The 19,823-nt window shown below is 30.3% G+C and carries 17 protein-coding genes; all 17 read right to left on the minus strand.

Going from position 1 to position 19,823, the window contains the following annotated elements:
• On the minus strand, positions 1–1,035 hold the full coding sequence (locus BM289_RS19285) for a polysaccharide biosynthesis protein (protein WP_091496596.1): 1,035 nt from the start codon (positions 1,033–1,035) through the stop codon (positions 1–3).
• A gap of 3 nt (positions 1,036–1,038) precedes the next feature.
• Positions 1,039–1,806 (minus strand): AglZ/HisF2 family acetamidino modification protein, encoded by a 768-nt coding sequence (locus BM289_RS19290; protein ID WP_091496598.1) that lies wholly within the window; start codon positions 1,804–1,806, stop codon positions 1,039–1,041.
• A gap of 2 nt (positions 1,807–1,808) precedes the next feature.
• A complete protein-coding gene (gene hisH, locus BM289_RS19295) occupies positions 1,809–2,423 on the minus strand; it encodes an imidazole glycerol phosphate synthase subunit HisH (protein WP_091496599.1) in 615 nt (204 codons plus the stop codon).
• Entirely contained in the window at positions 2,424–3,569 is a 1,146-nt protein-coding gene (locus tag BM289_RS19300) for an N-acetyl sugar amidotransferase (protein ID WP_091496601.1), read from the minus strand.
• Positions 3,556–4,785: a glycosyltransferase gene (locus BM289_RS19305; RefSeq protein ID WP_091496602.1), complete on the minus strand. Its 1,230-nt coding sequence runs from the start codon at positions 4,783–4,785 to the stop codon at positions 3,556–3,558. Before BM289_RS19305 ends, BM289_RS19300 begins: the two co-directional genes overlap by 14 nt.
• Positions 4,763–5,953 carry an O-antigen ligase family protein gene (locus BM289_RS19310; protein WP_091496604.1) on the minus strand — a complete coding sequence of 397 codons (1,191 nt, stop codon included), beginning with the start codon at positions 5,951–5,953 and terminating at the stop codon, positions 4,763–4,765. Before BM289_RS19310 ends, BM289_RS19305 begins: the two co-directional genes overlap by 23 nt.
• Positions 5,954–5,960: 7 nt before the next feature.
• Positions 5,961–7,097, minus strand: a complete 1,137-nt coding sequence (locus BM289_RS19315; RefSeq protein WP_091496605.1) for a glycosyltransferase family protein — start codon at positions 7,095–7,097, stop codon at positions 5,961–5,963.
• Positions 7,098–7,132: 35 nt separating this feature from the next.
• Entirely contained in the window at positions 7,133–8,212 is a 1,080-nt protein-coding gene (locus BM289_RS19320; protein WP_091496607.1) for a glycosyltransferase family A protein, read from the minus strand.
• A gap of 60 nt (positions 8,213–8,272) precedes the next feature.
• A complete protein-coding gene (locus BM289_RS19325) occupies positions 8,273–9,007 on the minus strand; it encodes an acyltransferase (RefSeq protein WP_091496608.1) in 735 nt (244 codons plus the stop codon).
• Complete coding sequence (locus BM289_RS19330; RefSeq protein WP_091496610.1) at positions 9,007–10,533, minus strand: MATE family efflux transporter; 1,527 nt, start codon at positions 10,531–10,533, stop codon at positions 9,007–9,009. The genes BM289_RS19325 and BM289_RS19330 overlap by 1 nt, the downstream gene beginning before the upstream one ends.
• A gap of 120 nt (positions 10,534–10,653) precedes the next feature.
• On the minus strand, positions 10,654–11,724 hold the full coding sequence (locus tag BM289_RS19335; protein ID WP_091496612.1) for a lipopolysaccharide biosynthesis protein: 1,071 nt from the start codon (positions 11,722–11,724) through the stop codon (positions 10,654–10,656).
• A gap of 14 nt (positions 11,725–11,738) precedes the next feature.
• Entirely contained in the window at positions 11,739–14,174 is a 2,436-nt protein-coding gene (locus BM289_RS19340) for an SLBB domain-containing protein (RefSeq protein WP_091496614.1), read from the minus strand.
• A gap of 44 nt (positions 14,175–14,218) precedes the next feature.
• Entirely contained in the window at positions 14,219–15,265 is a 1,047-nt protein-coding gene (gene rfbB, locus BM289_RS19345; RefSeq protein ID WP_091496616.1) for a dTDP-glucose 4,6-dehydratase, read from the minus strand.
• Positions 15,266–15,277: 12 nt separating this feature from the next.
• Positions 15,278–16,285, minus strand: coding sequence for a mannose-1-phosphate guanylyltransferase (locus BM289_RS19350; RefSeq protein WP_091496618.1), 1,008 nt, complete (start codon positions 16,283–16,285; stop codon positions 15,278–15,280).
• 31 nt (positions 16,286–16,316) lie between these two features.
• Positions 16,317–17,606: a nucleotide sugar dehydrogenase gene (locus tag BM289_RS19355; RefSeq protein WP_091496620.1), complete on the minus strand. Its 1,290-nt coding sequence runs from the start codon at positions 17,604–17,606 to the stop codon at positions 16,317–16,319.
• A gap of 282 nt (positions 17,607–17,888) precedes the next feature.
• Complete coding sequence (locus BM289_RS19360) at positions 17,889–18,353, minus strand: UpxY family transcription antiterminator (RefSeq protein ID WP_091496622.1); 465 nt, start codon at positions 18,351–18,353, stop codon at positions 17,889–17,891.
• Positions 18,354–18,430: 77 nt separating this feature from the next.
• A complete protein-coding gene (locus BM289_RS19365) occupies positions 18,431–19,822 on the minus strand; it encodes a UDP-glucose 6-dehydrogenase (protein ID WP_091496624.1) in 1,392 nt (463 codons plus the stop codon).
• Position 19,823 lies beyond the last annotated feature (1 nt).

A 19,823-nucleotide genomic window follows, 5' to 3' on the forward strand; every position in this document is an offset into this window, starting at 1 on the left:
TTAACCAGGCATTTGAACTACATCCTCACCGAAAACTTCTTTTCTAATAAGAGGTAATGAAGATAAAAGTTTCTTCATTCCTTCGACATCTTGCTGTTCAGTATTATGGGAATGATAATCTTCTATTAGAGAAACATCTTCTTCTCCTTCAGAAAAATATTGAGCATAATTTAAATCACGATTATCTGCGGGAATTCGGTAAAACTCACCCATATCTTCAGCTTTAACCATTTCTTCTCTTGTACATAAAGTTTCATATAGTTTCTCTCCATGACGAGTTCCTATTATTTTAACTTCATTGTCTGCATTACATAATTCTTTTAATGCTTGAGCTAAATCTCCAATAGTACCTGCTGGGGCTTTATTAACAAATAAATCTCCAGAGTTACCATTTTCAAAAGCAAACAAAACTAATTCCACTGCTTCATCTAAAGACATAAGAAAACGTGTCATATTTGGATCTGTAATTGTAATTGGATTGTTTTCCTTAATTTGTTTTAAAAACAAGGGAATTACAGATCCTCTCGATGCCATAACATTTCCATATCTAGTTAGGCAAACGGTAGTATCTTTTAAATTTCTTGAGGCAGCAACCGCCACTTTTTCCATTAAGGCTTTTGATATTCCCATTGCATTAATAGGGTATGCTGCTTTATCAGTACTCAAACAAATAACTTTATTAACTTTATTAAATGCTGCCGCATCAATTACGTTTTGTGTGCCAAAAACGTTAGTTTTCGTAGCTTCTAAAGGAAAAAATTCGCAAGATGGAACCTGTTTCAAAGCTGCGGCATGAAAAACATAATCTACACCTCGCATTGCACGCTCAACACTATTGTAATCCCTTACATCTCCAATATAAAACTTTAATTTATCATTTTTTAGCTGATTTCTCATGTCATCTTGTTTCTTTTCATCACGAGAAAAAATTCTGATTTCTTTAAAATGCTCTGTATTTAAAAAACGATTTAAAACTGCATGACCAAATGAACCCGTACCTCCTGTTATTAACAATACTTTATTTTGTATTTTCATTTTTTATTTTATTTTGAAAATTTTATTTTTTTCCAATTGAGTTGGATAATTTATCAGAACAGCTTTATATGGTCCCTTAAAAACAAAAAGGCTACCAGCTGCTACACCAATAACACCGTGTTTGTCGATAATTTTTTCAATATCACCTAAAGAACCTGCCCCTCCCAAAACAGTCATAGGCAAAGTTGTTTTTTCTCTCATCTTGTCAATCAAGTCTAAATCATACCCTTTCATTTGTCCATCCTTATCAATAGAATTTATGACTATTTCACCTGCACCTAATTTTTGGGCTTCTTCTACAAATTTAAAAGGATTAATTCCTGTAGCTTTTCTCCCATTATGAGTACAAACCTCGTATCCACCAAATACCTTTTTTTTAATATCCAGAACCACAATTACGCTCTGTGCCCCAACTCGTTCTGAAATCTCGGTAATCAATTTGGGGGTCTGTAAAACTGCAGAGCTTAATGCAATTTTTTCAATACCTAAACTAAATATTCTTTGTGCTTGTTCTAAGGTTTTAACTCCCCCTCCATAACACAGTGGCATCATAGATTGACTAGCAAGCCTTTCTATTAAACTATAGTTTGGTTCTTTTCCTAAGACAGTTGCGTCGATATCAAATATACTTAATTCGTCAACTTTCTTTTCATTAAAAATCTTAACCGCATTTATTGGATCCCCGACATATTTAGGATTTTTAAAGTTTACTGTCTTTACTAAACCATTGTCATGAATCAAAAGACTTGGAATTATTCTAGGTCTAAGCATTTTTATAATTTTGCAAAATTGTGTAATAGGATTTCTCCATAATGATGACTTTTCTCTGGATGAAACTGAATTCCATATACATTATCGTGATTAGCGGCACATGTAAATTCTCCCCCATAATCAGAGACTGCTAAAATATCAGAATTATTATTACACTCAAAATAATAGGAATGCAAAAAATAAAAAAGAGCATCTTTTTGTAAGCCTTCAAATAACGGATTGATCATTACGGGATTAACGTCATTCCAGCCCATATGTGGCAATCTAGTGACTTGCTTTATTTTCATTTCATCAAATTTTTTAACCGAAGCATCAATCCAGCCTAGTCCTTGCCTTTTTCCTTCCTCACTTGAATTAGCCATCATTTGCATTCCGACACAAATACCAATAACCGGGACTTTTTGCTGCAATACTAATTCATCAAGTTTTTCACGCATTCCAGATTTAATTAATTCTGCTATTGCATGATCAAAATGACCTACACCAGGTAAAATAATTTTTTTGGTATCTTTAAGATCATTTACTGTCTTAGCGACTTTAATTGGAACATTAACTCTTTTATAAACATTTAAAAAAGCATTAATATTACCTACTCCGTAATCAATTAATGTTATCATTTATCTGAATAATCTTTTTTCCAATCCAAATTTACGCATGACAGTTGCTCCCAAGCCTATTAAAGATCTTTTATTTTTATAATCATAAAAAGTTTTATTTTCTCCTTCGAAAATCTCTTGCAATTCTTCTTTGGTAAAATCAAGCTTTTCTGCAACATAATCAAATTCTTTTTGAAGTGTAAACTCATCTAGTTCAGGTTTAGAAATCCTTTCTAATGCCTCTTCTCTCGTCATTTGATTAGTTAAAATTAAACTTGAAAAGTGGGCTCTTCTCTTTTCATAGCCGAACTTTCTTGGCATCCAGTAGTCCTCATAGAACCTTGTAAATCTAGATTCGTGGTGCTTATGTTGAAACTTTTCCCAACCAAATTTGTTAAATAATAACTCTTCAACATCTTTCTTTATGTAGGGAACTAGATTTAAGGGTTTAAATACCTCCATTCCTAAAACATATTTATAATACAGTTTATACTGTATTATATCTACTATTGGAAAAGTTTTTAGTTTTTTATTACCAAATTTACTATATATATCCCTAATAAGAGTTTTATCAATTCCAGGATATGCTCCCCATTCTTCAGGCTCTCTACAGCACTCTGTACTAAAATTACCTCCTGTTAATACATATTTTACCTTGTTCTTTTTTGCAAACTTGTATAATCCAGAAAAGAAAGCTATATCTTGTGGCATATCTTGATCTGCGATTTGTGCTTTAAAAAATGCTCTTTGCAAATCCTTCATTTCTTCCCAGTTGATAACGTCTGTATATAAATCCGTATTCAGTCCATTAACTAACTTCTCGATATTACCAACAGCTTTATCAGTATTCCATCCTGCATCGACATGAAAAAGTAAAGGTCTTAATCCCATTACTTCTTTAGCTACATAGGCTACATAAGAACTATCTAATCCTCCACTTAATCCAATTATGCAATCAAAATTTTTCCCTTTTCCTTCTTTCTTAATCTTTTCTGCCATTATCATTAGCTCCTTATATCCCCTATCATCTGTATGCCAGACCGGTTCAATATTTTGCTTGAAATTTAAATAATAATCGCTCTCTCCATTTTCATTAAAAACAATATTTGGATCTGAGGTATCCATAATTGTTTTTGTACATATTTGATAAGTTCTATTGTTTTTCATTTTTATTTAAAATTTCATTATATAGATTATAATACTCCATAAATCGTTCATTTTTATCGAATAGAGAAACAGCTCTCTTCCTACATTCATTTGTAAAATAAGATTTACCTAATTTTTTAGCCTCTTCAATAACTTTATTTAATTCAACTATATTACCTTTTTCAATAATGTACCCTGTCTCTTTAGTAATTAATTCTGGACAAGCTGTTGCATTATATACTACTGTCGGAACACCGCAAGCCAAGGCCTCAGCTGTAGTTAAACCAAATGTTTCTTCAACCGAAAGATTTAAAAATAAGTCTGATGCCGAATAAAGTTCACATAACTCATCCTGACTCTCCGTCCTTTCAATTCCAATAATATTTTCAGGAAGTAATTTAAGCTGAGTTTTACTTAATCCGATAAGGATTATAACAAATGATTTGTCTAAGGTTTTACTAAGGGCTATAAAATCTAAAAGCCCTTTTCTGCTATCCCAAGTTGAAGCTACACCAAGCAACAAATACTTTCCTTCAACATTATATAATTGATCTATTCTATCTCTAGAATTTTTAGGATAAAAACGTTCTAAATCAACACCGTTATAAATTACTCTAGTATTAACATCTTTTAAAAAAGATTCATTGACTTTTTCATCTAACCACTTCGAAACTGAAACAATGGTCATTTTTTTAATGGAAGTAAAAATTTTCTTTTTTTTTATAAAATTCTGATTTGATCGATCAATAAATAGACTTTTAGGATATTCTTTTTTTTGTTCACAAGTATGACATTCAGTTTTCCACTTGTTGCAATTTACAAAATCAAAATATGCACAATGTCCAGTAAAAGACCAACAATCATGGAAAGTCCATACAACTGGTATATCTTGTTTTTTAATATAATTAAACAAAATTTCAATATTAACAAAATAACCGTGCAAATGATGCAAATGGATTATATCGGGTTTTATTTTTTCAATCGTTTTTGTAAGGCTTTTGGTAGCATTTTTAGAATTGAAACCATCATTATCAAATATTCTAGTTTTTAATGCACTACAATAAACATCTAAACCAGAACCAATTCTCACCACCTCCGAATTAGTTGGATTATTATTTCTTGCGTAAGTTATAAAACTAGACCAACCATTCGCCAAGACTGTATCACCTATTTGATGAGCAATTCTACCTACCGATCCACTATTTACTTCTATACTAATTTGTAATAACTTGGGCATTATATTTTATTTTAAATTTCTCGTTTAACACAATTAAGATTAAAAATATACTAAAGAGTTTTTGATCTGCCAATAATTCATTTATTGCAAAGCAAGTTATTGCAGGAATATAAATAAATAAATTAGCACGAAAATGTTTAAGGAAAAATATCAAATAAAAAGTTAAGGAAACAAAACCATATCTATATAGCAATCCAAAAAAGTCAGAATGAGGAGGTTTTAATGAACCATCAACAAAAAGTGTATGACCTCTACCAAATGGTAATGGATACATCACAAAAAGATTTTGCCAGTGATGGAATCTACCTCCACCTCCATCTACACGTTCAGTAGCATTAAAGGTCCTGTTGTATACACTTTCCACCAAAATGTAATCTTGTCTATTATCTATCAAGTAAGCAATTGATATTATTAAAAATAAAATAAAAATTGATGCAATGATTACATATTTAAAATTTAAATTTTCCTTAAATTTTTTTAGTCCAAAAATGATTGACATAAAAAGAAATGCTCCTAATGCTCCGTTACTTTGAGTCAACAATGTAATTACTAAAGTAATTATCGAAATTAACAACATTTTTTTTGAACTATAAAAATTATGCAATAGATAACCATAAATCATCAAAACAAAATATGCTGCAGAATTTGGATCCGAAAACAAATATGCAAATCTAAAATCATACATAAAATCTTCTTCCGCCACTGTTGTCTTTCCGTAAAAATTCTTAATAAACTCAATTGTTCCAAAAGGATCGGACATGAATAAGACAACAAATCCAAGCATAATGACAAAAAAAACATGAAGAATCCAGATCACTTTTTTACTTTCTAAATCATTTAAACTTTTAAAATAAAATAAAAACAAAAAACTACTAATTAATTGAATAGCATATTTTAAATTGTCCTTAAAAAAAGCTTGATAATCTCTAGCTAAAAGGGAAAAAATCACAGATATTAAAACACCAAATGAAAAAGCTATAATAAGTTTAAAATCGAGATCATTCTTTATTTTAATGTCGTTGGAAATAAAAAGAAAAAATACAATAGGCAAACTAATTGGCATAATAACCAATTGAAAATAAGGAAGTAATAATAAATCTATTAGAATAAAATAACCTAAAAGAGTTTTAAGTTTATCCTTACCAATAGAGAGTTCTCGTAAATTCATATTAAAATTACTTCAAGAGTTTTTTAACCTCTTCAATTGCAAATGACCAGTTTGCGTATTTTCTAAGCCAATCTCTTCTATCGTCATGATTAGAAGAAATATCTATTTTACAATTTACAGACATTACAGTATCGAAATTATTTAAATCTTCATCAAGCAAATAACATTTTTCTTTAATACCTGATGGAAAATTATCAAAATCATTAACCAATGCTCTACCTGGAGATGCCAATACATTATAAAGTTTGGAAGGAAAAAAATATTTTTGGTTAATACCTTTTGAATTTCTAAAACAAAAATTGCCATACGCTAAAAGCTGTTCTGACACAATTTTACATTCATCAGCAAAGCCAAAATATTTTATGGTACTAACTTTTGCCGCACATCCTTTGACATATTCTTCAAAAGGTCCTTTTCCATAAATATGTAAATCAAAATCTGGTGTATTTTTAACCCAATAATCAACTATATCTTTTATTCCATTGTATTCTTCAAGAGCTCCAGCAAAAACCAAAAATCTACTTTCATTTACTGCTTCAAAATTAATCTCACTTGACATAAGTTTTTTTGCCTGTGAGGTAAGTCCTCCTTGAAAAACAACACATTTTTCATTTTGAAAACCAAAATCAGATACGAAATCTTTTGTGATAGGAACAAGAACATCAAAATCAGAAGCTATTTTCAATCCTAAGATTTCTAAATATCTATTCAAAAAGTTTGAACTCTTATCTTGATAGGAAACGTCTTGTATAAATAATACAATTTTGGTTTTAAAGATTAATTTTACTAAATATAAAAATAAAGATTCGAAAAGTGTAGTATTGTATTTAAAAATGATATTAGGTTTAAAATTCAATATCATCAAAAAATGTTTAAAATATATACTAATATCACGTAAAAAAACAATATTAAAATATCCTTGAAATTTGTATTTACCAATCCTTTCAGAAGGTTGTAAAAAACTCGAGAATGGCCAAGTTCTTTTAGGTTTATTTGCTGAAACTTTTACAATAGATTCAGGAAAGACTTTACTAATACTATCAATTATTTCGACTTGTACTTGATTTGCTGCAGGAGAATTAGCGTCATTAGAACTAAATTCAATATTAAAACAGCCAATAAAAATAATCTTATTGTAATTCATTTATAAAATAATTCTGCTAAATTTAAATTATATTTTTACAATTGTTTTCCCCGTATTTTTTGTATATAAACCCATAAAAAGGTATCTAACAATAAATCGCGAATTTTAAGTTTAGCATTCTCAGTAAGCTTGTAAATAGGGAATACCCCTTTAAAATATAATTTGCCTAATTTGTACCAATAATTTTTTAAAAGAATTTCAATATCTTCAGTATTACGAAGTTCAATTTTTCTATTTCCTTTTTTGATATCTTCAATTAAATTCACAACTTGTTGAGGATGTTTACCTTTATACTTTTCTAGCCAGCTAATCCACTTGTAAATATTGTGCACTCGATAAGGTTTTCCTAATTTCATATAACATTCCTCAGCCCAGCTTGATTCCGGACGTAGCCCTTTACAATGTGGCGCATTAGAATAATATTCAGCTTTGTTTCTAACCTGATGCGGAAATAGATATTCGTAGTGGTACATAAACACTCCAAGTTTCATCATTTCTTGAGCTTTAACAGAATGTATATTTAATAAATTAACACCTTCTTTATTATTAACGGTTGGAGGTCGATGTGTTACATACTTATATCCTTCACCCCAAGCAAAAAGTCTATGAAAATCTTGATCTCCAAGTTTTAAAAGAATACCATCAACATTATAATTAAGTCCACCCCAAAAAGTCTTCGTTCTAAAAGAGACTTCAGTTACTGTAGGATTCTTAACAAGAAAATCTATAACCTTATCCATATCTTCTGCTCTGTAGAATTCGTCTGAATCTATTTGCCACAAATAATTCCCTGTTGCTCTATTTGCATAAGCTTGAGACATTTCAGATTTTTCATTCCAAAATCCATCTTCATTTCCAAGACTTTCAGCTGTAATAATTAATAGCTTGTTGTCAGGGTCTTCTTTTCTTTTAAATTCATGTAAAGCTTCTAAGGTACCGTCAAGTGAATGTCCTTTTTCTGTCGCAACTTTTGACGCTGAAGGGCATGCGCCTTCGACAACTATTATCTCATGTGCAAAAGGATATAATGAACGTAAATTGTACGATATAAATGGTTCTCCATTTAAAACGATCATTCCGAATGTAATTCTAGGCTTGTTATTTATATCTTTCATATTTTAATAAAACTATGATTAGATGTTTACTTTAAAAAAACTTTAATTTTTTATAAACTATTATTCTCTATCATGAAAAGAGTTTTCAATTTTTTGAACTACAACTTTGTTTGATAAAACTTCACAATTTGATAATGTTGCTCTATATCCAATAACACTTGAATTATTTATTATGACACCTTTCAATATAGCAACATCTTTTGATATCCAGCAATCATCTCCAATGTGCACAGCTTTTGTTCTAGGCTTTTCAAATTCATAGCCAAAAATTGGGAAAAAATTATCCGTTAACTCTCTTCTTTTGGCATCATTATAAATATTGTGCGTATTAGTATCCCAGATTGAACATTTATAAGAAATCTGATTGTAGCTTCCAATAAATATGTTCTCGTCACATCTAATTTCTGTTTCCTCATTAATATTGTTACGATCTCTTATTTCTAATTTCCCATTAAATCTTAACCAGATTTTAGAACGGATACGATTATAGTTACCTAGATTAAAATCTCCATCAATGTTAAAGTCTAATTTCGAATTCATGTACCCATTATCAATGATATTATTGTTTCCAATCGTTACATTACCATTAACGTATAAATGAGTATTCTTGATAATTGTATTTTCTCCAATACTTAAACTAGAACCTTTTGTCACAAATATTTTTGAGTTACTAATTTTAACACCTTTTGCAATATGAAAATTTGAATTTTTATTAATTCTGACCAAAGACCAATGAAATAAATATTTGAACTGGATTTGGAAAATATTCTTAAACATTGCTATTAATCTTGACATTATACAATAATTTTAGATTTTAACTTTATTACCAAGTTTTTTAAAAAATGTCTTTCTTCTTGACTAAGTGAAAAATAATAAATTGAAAAAAAAGAAGTACTTGTAGATAAAAATAAGGTAATAATAAACCTAAAATTAGATTGAAATAAAGTAACAAATATAAAATCAATCGAGATAACCAAAGTTAAATATGGGAAGACTTTGAGAATAACACTCTCCCAATATATTCTTATTGAAATGCCTAACTGAAATTTTAAAATAAATAATCTAGCTATTCCTCCTATAATTTCAAAAAATATATACATATAGAATACGGCATCTAAATTGAATCCCATTTTTAACAAAAGATATCCTGCAGGAAGAATTGCTAATTTAAAGAAACCAACTAAAAGCATATAATTCTTAATATTTCCTGATGCATGCATTGCGCTATCTATACCTGATGTAAGCTGATTTATCATTAGCGCAATTAAAACATATATGCATATCTCTTCCGTATAATTCGGCACATCTACTAACCATAATCCTAAAATTCTTTTTATTTCAAATATTACGGGTATGGCGATTATTGAAAGGAGAAAAAATCCAAATTTTGATGATGCCATTACCAATGAAATCATTCTTTCTCTATTTGCTGCTCCTTCACTTTTAACAATCTGAGGATTTATAGCCTGAAACATCATTGTACTTAATATATTGATTTGTGATGTTACCTGAATTGATATTGCATAAGCTGCATTAATCAAAACTCCGAAAAAAACGTTAAAAAGTATAATTAGTCCTTCTGTCCTACCTAAATAGCTTAAAACTCCAACTAAATTCCAAGATGCAAAATAGGTAAGTTCTTTAATTGTTTCTTTATCATATTCTTCTTTTAAATTTACAGTCGCTTCTTGATACTTTCTCTTTATATATATGACTTTAACCAACATAATGATAAAGGTTATAATTAAAAGAGAAAAACCATAAAACAAAAGCTTATTATTATCTAGGTAAACTATAAGTAGGGCAGCCAATAATTTAAAAATACTTTCTAATACATTTATTATTGACAAGAATAACATATTCTCATTTGCATTCAAAATAGCATCATAAGGAACAGAAATAATTGTTATAAAAGTAGTAATTACAACAAAATGAAATAATATTGTAGCATCGTGAATCTTTTCACCGGGAATTTTCAAATTATTACTTAAGAAATAAATACCCACTGTTTCCAGCAACAACAAAACAATAAGAGAAATCCCTAGATGGAGAATAAAACTATTTGCGAATATTTTTTTTACTCGTTCTAAAGAATCTGTTCCTTTATTAAAGGAAATAAATCTCTGAGTTGCAGCAGCCATTGTTGAATTCAAAAAAGAAAGCATAACTACTAAACCTCCAATCAAATTTAACAATCCAAAATCATTAGCTCCCAGGACATTTAGTACTATCCTAGTAGAAAAAAGAGAAATAAATATTGTTAGAGCTGCTTTAGAATACAATAAAAATGTATTAAAAATAACTCTATTAGCTCCTTCCATTCCTAATTATACACATTATAAATCACTCATAAAAAATCAAGACACGAATTATAGACTTGTAGTATTAGGCTCTAAAAAAACTCACTCTAAAAATAGTCTTAAAAAATAGTCTTAAAAAAATTAAACTTCTTTAAAAAGATTCTTAAAACTTAAAAATAAAACAACTAAAAAAACAAATAAGAAACCACCTGTAACTATTCCTTTAAGTTTGCCAAATTTTTCTACTTTCAATGGTAATATTGGGCGATCAATCACTTGAATTAATGGTGTTTCTTTTCGTAAAGTAACTTTAGCTAATTCAGATTGTTTAACTAGCTCGGTCAAGATAGCCGTATTAGCTTGTACATCTACTTGCCTCCTCGCTGAAGGTGTTCGTCTAACATTTAGCGCAGGATTTAAATTAAAAGTATTATCATTTGCAACTGCAACACCAGTAATTGCAGAATTCAGTTCTCCTCTAACGGAGTCAACTTGGTGTTCCAAAATAGCCATGTTCATTCTAGCTTTTTTACTTTTAGTTTCAACATAAAAGTTTCCAACTTGCTCCGCCAAAGCTTCACAAAAAAGCTTAGAGAAAGATTCATTGGTAGAAGAAACATCAATACTTGTAATACTAACTTTTTTATCCTTTTGTCCAACAGTTAAAGCTCCTTTGGATAACTTTAAATAAATTATCCCAATAATACTATCCTGTTCTCTAGTAAATTTTTTTCTGTCGGATCCAGGTAAAAAAGTTATAGTTCGAAATTTCGGATTATCCTTCCACTTATCTCTCCATTTATTATTTTGGATGTACATTTCTGCTAGTGAAATTGTTTTTCCATCTACATTATTAACAGGCCTCAATAAACTTGCTTCTACCATGCTACGAGATTTAAATAATTCTGCCAAATTAGATTCGGTAAACATCCCTCCTCCACTTCCTCCTAGATCAAAACCGAAAGAACTTGCTAACCCTAAAGCTCCACCTATACCCCCACCGGCTTTTTCATCTTCCATAGCAAATGACAAACTTGCGGTATAAATTGGTTTATCCATTATAGAATATGTCAAGCCTAAAACGGCTCCTATAAATCCACTAAAAAAAAGTACTTTCCAAAAAGAAAAAATATAAGAAAACCAACATTTAATTTTTTCAATTATTTCTTTTAAAGATATCTCTTCATTATTTAGAGTCAAACGATTTTCCATTCTAAAATATTAATTTATTTAAATGCAGTAACGATTAATAACGCTAGACTAGAAATCACACTTCCGATACCAACCCATTCACCAGCAGTCATTTTCTTTCTTTCTGGTTTTTCTGGAACAACGATTTGTGAATCAGGTTCTACTTTTGGGTAAGATCTAAAAAACAAAAATGAAGTTGTTACATCTGCTTTCCCATTTGGATATATTATATATGCCTTTCTTTTCCAGCCTTTATTATCAACCCCACCTACTGCATTTAAATAATATTTAAATCCTTTACCATTTCTATATGGAATTTCTGAAGTCAACAAAACATTTCCAGTTACTTTAACCCCTTCGTTATAAACAGCTACTTCAATTTCATCTCCTGGAAACAGCGTAACATTAGAAAAATGATTTTTATCTTTCACTATTTTTTCCCAGTTTACAGGAATAGTCGCAAATTTTAAATCTTCCTTTAGTTTTTTTGCCAGTTTACCTTTTAAAGTGTCATTCTTAGATATATTTAAATCTATCCTTTCTAATGTTTCTATTTGCTCTTCTTTAATTGGCCTTTTAATTTTCATACCATCCAAATTAGCAATTGAAGTTAATCCCCCCGCTCTCATTACGACATTATATACAGTCTCTTTTTTGTTAGCTAAAACATATTTACCCGGATAACCGACTGCACCACTTACGGTAACCATCTGAGGTTTTTCATAAACAGCCATACGACGAATATTAATTACATCGAAAGGTTTTAAAACAAAATTTTTAATCTGTTCATTATTATCCGCTGTAATTTCAAGCTCAATTAATTCAATACGTTTTGGATCCGCATCATCAATAGCATCGGATTTAATCATTCTTGCAATTTCAACTCTTTTTGATGCAGAGCCGGTTAAACCTCCAACCTGCACAACTAAATCATTAAGTGTCAAATTTTCAAAATATTCGTACTCTCCAGGATTTTTTACTTCTCCATCAATAGTTACGACATATTCTTCTCTAAAATCTAAAATTGAATAAACAGTAATGATATCCTCTCTTTTCAATTCTACATCGGCATTTAAATCACCTGATAAAGCTGCACCAAGATCAACATTAACAATTTCAGTAGTCAAATCTGTCTTTAAACGAATAATCCTTGCTCTTTTACTATAAGCATCTTCTTTTAATCCTTCCGCTCTTGTTATAAGATCAGAAACTCGCATTCCTTCAGTAAATGAATAATAATCAGGTCTAAAAACTGCTCCCTCGATTTTAATACGATTTTCAAAACGATTTAAAATCTTAGTAATTCTAAACACATCACCTGACTGAGGCTGATAAGAATTATATTCACCTTCATTTATATCGTGAACTTTAAATTCTTTTCCAGTTTTTTGCACCACATTTACTGATGCCGTATAAGCAAATTCATTAAATCCAGAAGCAAAATTTAATAAATCAGAGAATTTCTCTCCTTTTTTCATTTCAAAAATACCTGGACGTTTTACTTCTCCTTCAACAGTAACTCTTTGAGTATAGGCAGGAATTCTGATTACATCATTTTCTTTTAAGCCAACATTATCTGATTGGTCCCCTTTTACTAAAAACCTGTAGATATCAATATTTTTATATACTTTATTGTTTCTAATCAACTCTATATTTCTGTAACTACCATTTTTACCTGGTCCTCCTGCTAAGTGTAATGCATTATAAACTGTTGCCAAAGATGAAATGGAATAATTACCTGGTTGTTTACCTCCAACAATTGTAATTTTAATTGTTCTTATTTGGCTTAAACTTACACTTACCTGAGACTGGCCAGAACGAACTGTGCTGTATACCCTTGCAATTGCTGCTTTTATTTTTTGTGATGCTGCTTCAATTGACATTCCAGACACGGCTATCTGCCCTACATAATCGATTGTAACTTTTCCTTCAACACTAACAGGTATACTTGCATTATATTCTTGAACTCCGTAGACACTCACTTGCAACTCATCTCCTGGTCCTAAAACATAATTCATTGGAGTAGCAAGTTTTAAATCTGGTTCAAAGTTTAGTGTTGGATTATCAAACAATTCAGAACCAAAAATTAAAGCATTTGCTGAATCTTTAACCTTTTCATTTTTAATCTTTTCTTGTTTCCTTCCAAATTCTGAATCAGTATCCGTTTTCTTTACCTTACTATCCTTTTCTTTACTTTCTTTAGAATTCTTCTTTTCGTATTCAGCCAATTTCACTTTTAGTTTATTAAACTCATTTTGACTCATTCCCTTAGAAATAGCCATAGATTCAACTTGGTCAAGCGTAGCATTATTACTTTTTAATTGTGCACTAATTTTAGCTAAATCATCATCCGACAAATAATCTACCTTAATAGTACTTAAATCTTTTGACTTAAGAATATCTTGTGCATTTGTATTAAAAGAAATGAATAACGTTAAAAATAAGGTAAGAACGTGTATTATTTTTTTCATGTTAATTTTATTTTAATCTTGAAGAAAGTATAAGTAAATATTGTTTAAGAGTATTGTTTTTTATAGTAGTCTTTATAAGATCCAGAAGTGACATTTTCAAGCCATTCTTGATTATTTAAATACCAGTTTATAGTTTTCTCCAATCCTTCTTCGAAGGTAACTGAAGGTTTCCAACCTAACTCTTTGTTAATTTTTGAAGCATCAATGGCATAACGTAAATCATGACCTGGCCTATCTTTTACATAAGTAATTAATTTTTCCGAAGTGCTTTTTTCTCTGCCTAGTTTTTCATCCAATATGCTGCATAACAATTTAACTAAGTCGATATTTTTCCATTCGTTAAATCCACCAATATTATAAGTTTCATGATTTTTTCCTTCATGAAAAACTAAATCTATAGCAATAGCATGGTCTTCCACAAAAAGCCAGTCTCTTGTATAATTTCCATCTCCATAGACAGGCAGTGGTTTATTATTTATAATATTATTTATGAAAAGCGGAATTAATTTCTCTGGGAAATGATAGGAGCCATAATTGTTTGAACAATTAGTCAGTACGTAAGGCAATCCATAAGTCTCGCCATAAGCTCTGACAAAGTGATCAGAACTTGCTTTAGATGCTGAATATGGAGAATTTGGATTATATGAAGTTGTCTCTGTAAATAAACCATCAGCTCCTAATGAACCATAGACTTCATCGGTGCTAATATGATAAAATCTTTTTCCTTCAAAATTGTCTTTCCATTGATTTTTAGCGACATTCAATAAATTCATTGTTCCAATGACATTTGTCATTACAAATGCTAACGGATTTTCAATAGAACGATCGACATGTGATTCTGCTGCTAAATGTATCACCCCATCAAAATTATGGGTTGAAAAAAGTTCATTAATAAAAGATTCATTTACTATATCCCCCTTAATAAATGTGTAGTTTGGTTGATTTTCAATATCTTTTATATTCTCCAAATTACCTGCATAGGTTAATGCATCCAGATTAAATATTTTATACTCTGGATATTTATTCACAAAGCGTCTTACTACATGCGATCCAATAAAACCAGCACCACCAGTAATAAGTATTTTTTTCATTTTAAATTTCAATTAATTTAATAAATTTGAATTTTGTCTTTCTAACTCATTATATATGTCTTTTACATCTTGTGAATTTTCTTTCTGTAAAATCAAATTCGCATTATTTGTATGAACAAATATTGTATTTTTTAACCCTAAAAAAGTTGTGTGACTATCGCATCCAATAACCATATTTCCATTTGAATCAATTGGATGACCTTTTGAAACTAAATATTCATAGACAGATTCAAATGATCCCAAATCTGACCAAGAAAAAGATGCTGGAACTACTTTTATTTTTTTACTTCTTTCCATAACAGCATAATCAATACTAATTGAAGGTATTTCTAAAGATAAATTTAAATTTAAAAATCCTTTTTTAGAAGATTCCCAAACAGATTTTGATTTTTCATAAACATCTGGTTGAAATTGTTTCAATTCTTCCAAAAGAACACCAGCTTTAAAACAAAACATACCACTGTTCCAAAGAAAATTCCCCCTTGCAATGAATTCTTTTGCTGTAGTTTCATTAGGTTTTTCGCGAAACGAAAGTACTTTATCTCCTTTTGATTCAATATAACCGTAGCCTGTTTCAGGCTTTGTGGGAATTATTCCGAAAGTAACTATATAACCATCTTTTGCTTTTGTAATTGCTTCCTGAATCGCCTTATTGTAATCTTCTTCTTTACCAATAATATGATCCGAAGGAGTTACAATTAAAATATCATCTGGATCAGATGCAAATGCAGCAAATGCGATTGCGGCTGCAGTATTTCGTGGAGTTGCTTCTACAATATTCAAGTAAGAGGTTTGAGTTTTATCCATAACTTTTCCGCTTAAATGATGATTATCAACATTTCCTACTACCATTACTTTATCTGCTAAATGACTATTTCGATCAACAGTCATTTCAAATAAAGATTTTCCTTCAAATATTTCTAGGTACTGTTTCGGCTGGCTCTTGCGAGATAGTGGCCATAATCTACTGCCTACACCACCTGTTAATATTACATGTATAACTGAACTATTCTTTTCCATATTTTTTTAATTTAAAAAGAGTCTTAAAGACCTATAATCTATTATCAGCTATAGCTCCCAAAACCCCCTTTACATCATATAATAAACTATTTGATTTTTGCAAGCTAGTAAAATCTAATTCTAAAAATTCCGTATGGGAAACTCCTAAAACTATTGCATCAAATTTATTATTTGGAATGGAGTCTAATGTTATTAAATTATATTCTTTTATTACATCGTGTGCATTTGCTAGAGGATCAAATACGGTAACTAAAATTCCATATTCTTTTAAGGCTTTTACAACATCAACTATCTTAGTATTTCTTACGTCTGGACAATTTTCTTTAAAAGTAATTCCTAGCATCAATAACTCGGCACCATTTACAGAAATTCCTTTTTTAATCATTAACTTCACTATCTGCGAAGCCACATATTCGCCCATGCTATCATTCAAACGTCTTCCTGCTAAGATTATTTCGGGATGATAACCGAATTCTTGAGCTCTTTGTGCTAAATAATAAGGATCTACACCAATGCAATGTCCTCCAACAAGTCCAGGTTTAAATGGTAAAAAATTCCATTTTGTTGCTGCTGCTGTCAATACTTCTTGTGTATCAATATTCATTAAATTGAATATTTTGGCCAATTCATTAACAAAAGCAATATTGATATCACGTTGTGAGTTCTCAATAACCTTTGCCGCTTCAGCGACTTTTATTGTTGGTGCTAGATGTGTTCCAGCAGTGATAACCGATTTATATAATTCGTCTACTTTTAATCCTATTTCAGGAGTTGAACCAGAAGTGACTTTCAATATTTTTTCAACAGTATGTTCTTTGTCTCCTGGATTGATTCTCTCTGGTGAATATCCTGCAAAAAAATCTTCATTAAACTTAAGACCTGAAACTTTTTCTAAAACTGGCACACATTGTTCTTCTGTTACACCTGGATATACTGTCGACTCATACACAACAATATCTCCTTTTTTTAAGACCTTTCCAACTGTCTCACTGGACTTGTACAAAGGTGTTAAATCTGGTCTATTATTTCTATCGACTGGTGTAGGAACTGTAACTATATAAAAATTACAATTCTCAATATCACTTAAAGAGGTTGTACAATACAATCCTTTTTCTTCATTTGCATCGCCAACTAAAACCTTTTGCAAAACATCATCTTCAACTTCTAAAGTTGTATCTGTTCCTGATTTTAAAGAATTAACTCTTGATTCGTTGATATCAAAACCAACAACTGAATATTTTGTTGCAAATAATCGAGCTAAAGGCAAGCCAACATAGCCTAATCCAATAACCGCGATTTTTACATTATTTTCTAATTTCATTTTTTTTAATTTATTTAGGTCAATATAATTCACGGCTTCGCCGTTCCAAGTCCCACTATTTGAACTCAGCTACCTAAATTAATCATTTTCGGCAAATATAGTACAATAAGTCAACTTTTTCAATACGGTTTCCCGTAATCCTTAAAAACTAAATGTTAATAAAAAAGCACTCTAGCACAATACCTTATTAATCAGGATGTAAATAATTACTTTATAAAAAAACAGAAGAAAAAAATCTAAAAAAAGATTTTCTCTTCTGTTAATTTTAACTTGATAACGCTGTTATTTATATTTTATTTTTAAAATACATCCTAAAGTTTCTAGAACTAAAATGTAATAATTATTAGAAACCTCCTGTACAATTGCACTTTGGTTACTGAATGCTCCAGACTCTAATTTAATTCTGTCACCCACTTGAATGGAAGAAACAGTCACATCACTTATGTTAGGAGCTTTAAGACTTGTTTTTATAGCTTCAATCTCCTCGTCTTTTACAATTGCTGGTTTACCTAACCAAAACAAATACCTGACGACACCTGCAACTTGAAAAACTGAATTTCTTTCAACATCAGTTAATTGCACAAAAACATAGGAATTAAAAAGTGGCACCTCTATCTTTTTCTTTCTGTCTGACCATTGCTTAATCTGAGTCACCAAAGGGCAATAACACTCAATTCCAAGCTCTTTGAGTTTATCAGCAACTTTCTTTTCCCATTTCGGTTTTGTATAAACTACGTACCAATTCATCTTTCTATTTATAACGAAGTAAAACCTACTACTTCACATTATTTCATTTACACATTTTTACTCCAATATAGAACAGCTTAAGAACCTATACCATTGTACACAAAACCAATTGACTCTAAATGTTTCGAATCCAAGATATTTCTTCCATCAAAGATGAAAGCAGGTTTATGCATAGAATCGTAAATCTTCTGCCAATCATAAGTTCTAAACTCATCCCACTCAGTTAAAACCGCAACTGCATGCGCTCCTTTACAAGCTTCGTAAGCATTATTAAATGTATATAAAAAATCATTATTTTCTTCTTTGCTTCTTGTTTCCAAATAATTTAAATCAGCTTGCATTTTAGCTCTTGAAACCTTTGGGTCATAAACTGAGATTTTAGCCTGCTCATTAATTAAATCATCTGCCACATAAATTGCAGCCGACTCTCTAGTATCATTTGTATCTTTTTTGAAAGCCCATCCTAAAAATGCAATTTTCTTATCAGCTACAGTATTATACAAAGTTTGAACAATTTTATTTGAAAATCTTCTTTTTTGATGATCATTCATTATAATAACTTGCTCCCAATAATCTGCTACTTCATTTAATCCGTAAGATTTTGCAATATAAACTAAATTTAAAATATCTTTTTGAAAGCATGATCCTCCAAATCCAACTGAGGCTTTTAAAAATTTCGGGCCAATTCTACTATCCATTCCAATTGCTCTGGCTACTTCATTGACATCTGCACCGGTTTTCTCACACAATTCAGACATTGCATTAATTGATGAAATACGTTGCGCTAAAAAAGCATTTGCTGTAAGTTTAGACAATTCAGAAGACCAGACATTAGTGGTTAAAATTCTTTCTTTATCTACCCAGTTTGCATAAACATTTACTAATGCATTAATTGCTTCTTGCCCTTCTTCAGTAATGTCTCCGCCTATTAATATTCTATCTGGACTTAGTAAATCAGCAACTGCCGTTCCTTCTGCTAAAAATTCAGGGTTGGATAAAATTTGGAACTGAACTCCATTTCCTGTATTATCCAATATACTTTTTATTGCTTCAGCTGTTCTAACTGGCAAAGTAGATTTTTCTACGACAATTTTATTTTGCTTTGCAACTCGTGCAATTTGTCTTGCACACAATTCAATATATTTTAAATCAGCAGCCATCCCTTTACCTTTTCCATAAGTCTTTGTGGGGGTATTTACTGAGATAAAAATCATTTCCGCTTCATCTATTGCCTTATCCACATCAGTAGAGAAAAACAAATTTCTACCTCTTGCCTCTGCTACAATTTCAGATAGTCCAGGTTCATAGATCGGAATATTCTCTGGATTCGGATCATTCCAGTCTGCAATTCTTTTTTCATTTAAATCTACAACTGTAACTTGAATATCTGGACATTTTTGAGCGATAACTGCCATTGTTGGCCCTCCAACATACCCTGCACCAATGCAGCAAATTTTTGTAATTTTCATT

Source organism: Flavobacterium phragmitis (assembly GCF_900112575.1).
Classification (GTDB): domain Bacteria; phylum Bacteroidota; class Bacteroidia; order Flavobacteriales; family Flavobacteriaceae; genus Flavobacterium; species Flavobacterium phragmitis.